Annotated in this window: 7 protein-coding genes; 4 read left to right on the top strand and 3 right to left on the bottom strand. The window is 53.7% G+C overall.

All coding sequences use genetic code 11. From position 1 onward, the window contains the following. On the bottom strand, positions 1-313 hold a 313-nt coding region (locus tag AC3DKE_RS10925), incomplete at its 3' end, for an AIR synthase related protein (RefSeq protein WP_487990701.1). Positions 314-483: 170 nt separating this feature from the next. Between AC3DKE_RS10925 and AC3DKE_RS10920 the strand changes: the two genes are divergently transcribed. Together AC3DKE_RS10920 and hda are read left to right on the top strand one after the other, a co-directional pair. Beyond that, complete coding sequence (locus AC3DKE_RS10920; protein WP_379068113.1) at positions 484-1,572, top strand: AI-2E family transporter; 1,089 nt, start codon at positions 484-486, stop codon at positions 1,570-1,572. Continuing rightward, positions 1,565-2,275 (top strand): DnaA regulatory inactivator Hda, encoded by a 711-nt coding sequence (gene hda, locus AC3DKE_RS10915; RefSeq protein ID WP_340676259.1) that lies wholly within the window; start codon positions 1,565-1,567, stop codon positions 2,273-2,275. Before AC3DKE_RS10920 ends, hda begins: the two co-directional genes overlap by 8 nt. Here hda and AC3DKE_RS10910 read toward each other — a convergent pair. Continuing rightward, positions 2,272-2,694: a DUF2069 domain-containing protein gene (locus tag AC3DKE_RS10910; RefSeq protein ID WP_379068117.1), complete on the bottom strand. Its 423-nt coding sequence runs from the start codon at positions 2,692-2,694 to the stop codon at positions 2,272-2,274. The genes hda and AC3DKE_RS10910 overlap by 4 nt on opposite strands. Positions 2,695-2,770: 76 nt before the next feature. Next, positions 2,771-3,373: an NAD(P)H:quinone oxidoreductase gene (gene wrbA, locus AC3DKE_RS10905; RefSeq protein WP_340676261.1), complete on the bottom strand. Its 603-nt coding sequence runs from the start codon at positions 3,371-3,373 to the stop codon at positions 2,771-2,773. 72 nt (positions 3,374-3,445) lie between these two features. Between wrbA and AC3DKE_RS10900 the strand changes: the two genes are divergently transcribed. Beyond that, a complete protein-coding gene (locus tag AC3DKE_RS10900) occupies positions 3,446-4,669 on the top strand; it encodes a YihY family inner membrane protein (protein WP_340676262.1) in 1,224 nt (407 codons plus the stop codon). A gap of 69 nt (positions 4,670-4,738) precedes the next feature. Then, positions 4,739-5,059: fumarate hydratase (locus AC3DKE_RS10895; RefSeq protein WP_487990700.1), on the top strand; the 321-nt coding region annotated here is incomplete at its 3' end.

Genomic DNA, 5,059 nt, shown 5'->3' with positions numbered 1-5,059 from the left:
ATAGTGACTCTGCACCGCAAACCACGAGGTCATTCACGCACATAGCAACTAAGTCGATGCCGATATGTTCATGACGATTGAGCTGCAAAGCTAAGCGCAGCTTGGTGCCAACACCATCGGTGCCAGAGACCAAGATCGGCTGTTTGTAGCCGGCAGGAATTTCGCAGAGTGCGCCAAAGCCGCCAAGGCCGCCCAATACTTCGGGGCGGCGGCTGCGTTTTGCCACGCCTTTAATGCGCTCAACTAAAAGATCACCCGCTTCAATATCAACGCCAGCGTCTTTGTAGCTGAGGGAAGGCTTGGAATCGGTCATGGCAAGGCTCGACGGTAAGGATTTAATAGGCGCGCATTCTATCAGCAAGGCGAGGGCTAGTCATCGCCGACTGAGCAGCGAGCAGTGATTGGCAGCAGGCATTTAGTGTTAGCCTATGCCGTCGATAATTGGCGCTGGCAAATTGGTGCTCAGCACAGCTGGGGTGTGGCATGGAAAATCGTGTGCGCTGGATGGTAGTAGCGGGTGTTTTGGCCTTGGCGGGGCTGATTTATGCCTTGCAGCCTATCCTCATGCCATTTTTAGTGGGGGCTTTATTTGCCTACTTAGGTAACCCCATTGTTGAGCGTTTGATGCGTTTTGGCTGGCGTCGCGTCACTGCCGTATCGGCAGCTTTTTTATCACTATGTTTGGCCGGCACTTTAGCCATGGTGCTGCTATTACCCAAGCTCTGGGTGCAGCTGACTTATCTGCAATCACGCATTCCTTCGGTCTTGCGCTGGATGAATCGCCACGGCATTCCGTGGTTGGAAGATAAGCTCAATATCAATATCAACCGCTTAGATATGGACCTGATTTCCACCTGGATGGCCAAACTTTGGCAATCTAGCGATGGCACCACGACCGATGTTATCTCGCAAATTGCCAGCTCCGGCCTGCATGTCGCCGCATTTATTGGTTTGGTCGCACTGATTCCAGTAGTGACGTTTTATCTGCTCTTAGACTGGTCAGCGATTGTTAATAAATCGCGCAACCTATTGCCGCGTCGCTACGAACCATGGCTGGTGAATGTCGTGCAGGAGTGCGACACCGTGCTCGCCGCATTCTTACGCGGGCAGCTGATGGTGATGGTAGCTCTGGGCCTAATCTATGGCGTTGGCCTGCAGCTTGCGGGCATTAAATTAGCCATGGTGATTGGCCTCGTTGCTGGCCTAGCGAGCATCATTCCCTATGTTGGTTTTGGCGTTGGTATTGTCACTGCCACCATCGTGGCTCTGTTTCAGTTTGGCTATGAGTGGGAGCCGGTACTGATGGTTTGGTTGGTCTTCGGTGTTGGTCAGTTGATTGAGAGCTGGGTCTTACAACCTTGGTTGGTTGGCGACAGAATCGGCCTGCCACCCGTAGGCGTAATTTTCGCCATCATGGCTGGCGGCCAACTATTTGGCTTTGTCGGCATGTTATTAGCGCTGCCAATTGCCGCCATTATTGTCGTACTGATGCGGCATGCGCACACCAAATACATGAACAGTGAGCTGTACTGGCAGGGCACGCGCACCTTGGAAGAGCAGCCGCGTGACTGATGATTTATTCATGCCGCAGGAGCAGCTATTGTTGCCACTGCAGGCTCGTCACGATTTAAGTTTGGCGGATATTCCACCGCAGGCTTTTGCCTCAGTGCTGTCGGCATTGACGCAGCTGATGCAAGGTCAGCTGTCGCAAGTCTATATCTGGGGCGAGCCCGGCTCAGGGCGCTCACTGCTACTGTCGGCGCTAATGGCCAGCCAATCTAACGCGTCGCACGCAGTGATGCTGCCGCTCAAGCAAGTAGTGTTTATGCCGGTGGAAATGCTCGATGGTCTGGAGCAATGCCCCTTGGTCGTGCTCGATGACATCGATGCCTTGCGGCAATGGCCTGAGTGGCAGGAAGCGGTATTTCATTTCTACAATCGTATGAAAGCCGTTGGCGGGCGCTTGCTAGTCACCGGTGCGCAACCGCCGGCTGACCTACCTTTAGGGCTGGCCGATTTGCGTTCGCGCATGGCAGCGTCCAGCGTTTACGCTTTGCCGGCCTGTAGTGATGAGGTGCGCAGTGAGTTACTAGCAGTTGCCGGTGCGCGCCGCTCGTGGAACTTGGGCGACGACACCGTTGCTTATTTGCTCAGTCGCGGCCCGCGCCGCCTAGGTCAGTTTTGGGCGCTTATTGAGCAGCTCGATAAATTTACGCTGCAGCAAAAAAGGCCACTGACCATCCCACTGATACGAGAGTGCATGAACGCCGCTTAAAACTCACCACCTTGGCTGGCGCGCTTGGCTTTCACATAGCGCAGGCTCATAGCAAATAAACTCATTTCGATAGCCAGTTTGGCCATTGCCATTTGACCATCAAGGCCTGGGCGAAACGTATCGACTGAAGCAAAGATGGCGTAAAACAGCAGCACAAAGCCTAGCCAAACCATTTTTCGAGCATCGCCACTGCGCATGGTGCCAATGAAAAATAGCAGTGGGATAGTGATGGCGGTGTAGACCAGCGCTACAGTTAAGGCCGAGACATTGCTTGGTGCATTGAGGGCACCGCTTAGTGGTATCCAAATCAGTAGCAAGACATAAAGTCCACGACACCAATTCAAGCGGCGCGTGGCGACATCGGCCATGGCGGCGCGTTCGCTGGCGCTGAGCAGTAGGTCGGGGTTGGGTTTAGCCATAATCGTGTCCAAGTCAGTATTGCGAAATTAGGTGTGGGGTTATACGGCGCTACTTATGTGCAAAATGCACAGCTATCTAGCGCAAGGCCAGGCCGGCATGAGCCCAGCGCGCCACGCGTTTGCCTAGGGCCTGAGCCAAGCTAGCTTCATGTGTAGTGATGGCGCGCTTGCTATCGCCACCCGCCCAATGCGAGGCGCCATAGGGCGTGCCGCCGCTTTCGGTCGCCAGTAGCGCTGGTTCTGCATAGGGTAGGCCAACTATAACCATACCGTGATGCATCAGCGGTAACATCATCGATAGCAGTGTGCTTTCTTGGCCGCCATGCAGTGAACCGGTGGAGGTAAACACGGCCGCCGGCTTATCGATGAGCGCGCCATTGAGCCAGAGCGCTGTGGTGCCATCAAAGAAATATTTCATCGCGGAGGCCATATTGCCAAAGCGGGTTGGGCTGCCAACAATGAGTCCGGCGCATCCCGCCAAGTCATCGAGATCGGCATATAAGTCGCCGCTTTCTGGAATGTCTGGTGCTACTGCTTCGCAGTCGGTTGACACGCTGGGCACGGTGCGGAGACGAGCTTCTATGCCGGCACTTTCAACACCACGCGCAATGAGTTTGGCCAGTTCACGAGTGGCACCATGCCGGCTGTAATACAAAACTAAGATATAGGGATTGGACATGCGTGCCTCGACAGCAAGAGCGGGTCAGGGAATACTAGCCGATGCCGCCCGAGATAGGACATAACAAGACTAATGACACAGCGACTAAAGCAAATGGCGTCTATTTTACGCTCAACATTTGAGCACTTTCTGCAGGATGACTGTCGTCGTCACGCGGCGGCGTTGACCTTCACCACATTGTTTGCCGTGGTGCCAATGATGACCGTGGTGTTCACCGCGCTCGCCGCCATTCCGTCTTTGCAGCATGTCAGCGGCGATATTCAAGGCTTTATTTTCGATAATTTGGCACCAACCTCAGGTGCCGTCGTGCGCGATCAGCTCACGAGTTTTTCGCAGCAGGCAGGCCAGCTCACCATCGTCGGCATCATCATGTTGTTTGTCACTGCGGTGATGATGTTGGTGACTATTGAGAAGGCTTTTAATGAAATTTGGCAGGTGCAATCAGCGCGCAATGGCTTAGTGGCATTTTTGCGCTACTGGGCAGTGTTGAGTCTTGGGCCATTTCTATTGGGTGCCGGCTTTTTACTGTCGTCGTACTTAATGTCGCTGAAAGTGTTTAGCGACACGGCTGGCGTGGTTGGCACGGTTCTGCCGGGCATTGGCCTGATTCCGGTATTTTTCACCACGCTCGGATTCACACTGCTCTACACCACGGTGCCGAACTGCCGAGTACCGTGGCGTGCCGGCATTATTAGCGGTTTTGCCGCAGCGGTATTGTTTGAGTTGGCGAAAAAAGGCTTTGGTTTATTTATCACCAGCTTCAGCTCATACCAGTTGGTGTATGGCGCATTCGCGGCTCTCCCGGTCTTCCTATTGTGGATTTATATCTCGTGGATGATCATCCTTTATGGCGTGGAGTTGTCGCGCGGTGTGGCGCTGCAAGAAACCTTCAGTGAGGGCCAGCGCCATCCTGTGTTGACCATGCTTAGTGTCTTGGCCTTATTGCACGGCCGTCATCGTAATGGCGAAGGCGTGAAAGAAGTTGAAGTGATGCGAGTGGTTGGCAGACAGCATCAGGCCGACTGGTCTAGTTTTGCTAAGCTGTTAGATCAACATAAATTGGCACGAACTACGCGTGAGGGCGATTTGGTGTTGGCACGCGATTTGTCCGACATCAACCTTTTAGACTTACTGAAGCAGCTACCATGGCAAATGCCATTAGCCGCTGACTTCGCCAGTTATCCATCGGAGCCATGGCTGGCGGGCGTGCAAGCGATCATTGCCCCAGTGGAAAAAACAATGGACGAATCGCTAGTGCAGCCTCTCGGCCAGCTGCTTGCGGTTGAGGTATCATAGCCACACATTTTTACAGGTTAAGCGCGCCTTAGCCTTTTTACTGCCCTCATACTCGATTGGAGTTTGCGCATGACCGTGATCAAACACGACGACCTGATTCAAAGCGTCGCCGATGCTCTGCAATTCATCTCGTATTACCACCCGCTGGATTTTATTCAGGCGGTGAACGCGGCGTATGAGCGTGAAGAGAGCCAAGCGGCAAAAGACGCGATGGCGCAAATTTTGATTAACTCGCGTCTGTGCGCCGAGGGCCATCGGCCTATTTGCCAAGACACCGGCATCGTTACCATTTTTGTTAAAGTTGGCATGGAAGTGCGCTGGGATCTCGGTGGCTTAAGCCTCGATGACGCCATCAATGAAGGCGTTCGTCGTGCCTATTTAAACCCGGAT

Source organism: Paraperlucidibaca sp., from assembly GCF_982810325.1.
Note: the sequence above shows the minus strand (reverse complement) of the source record. Positions and strands in the feature narration are given on the sequence as shown.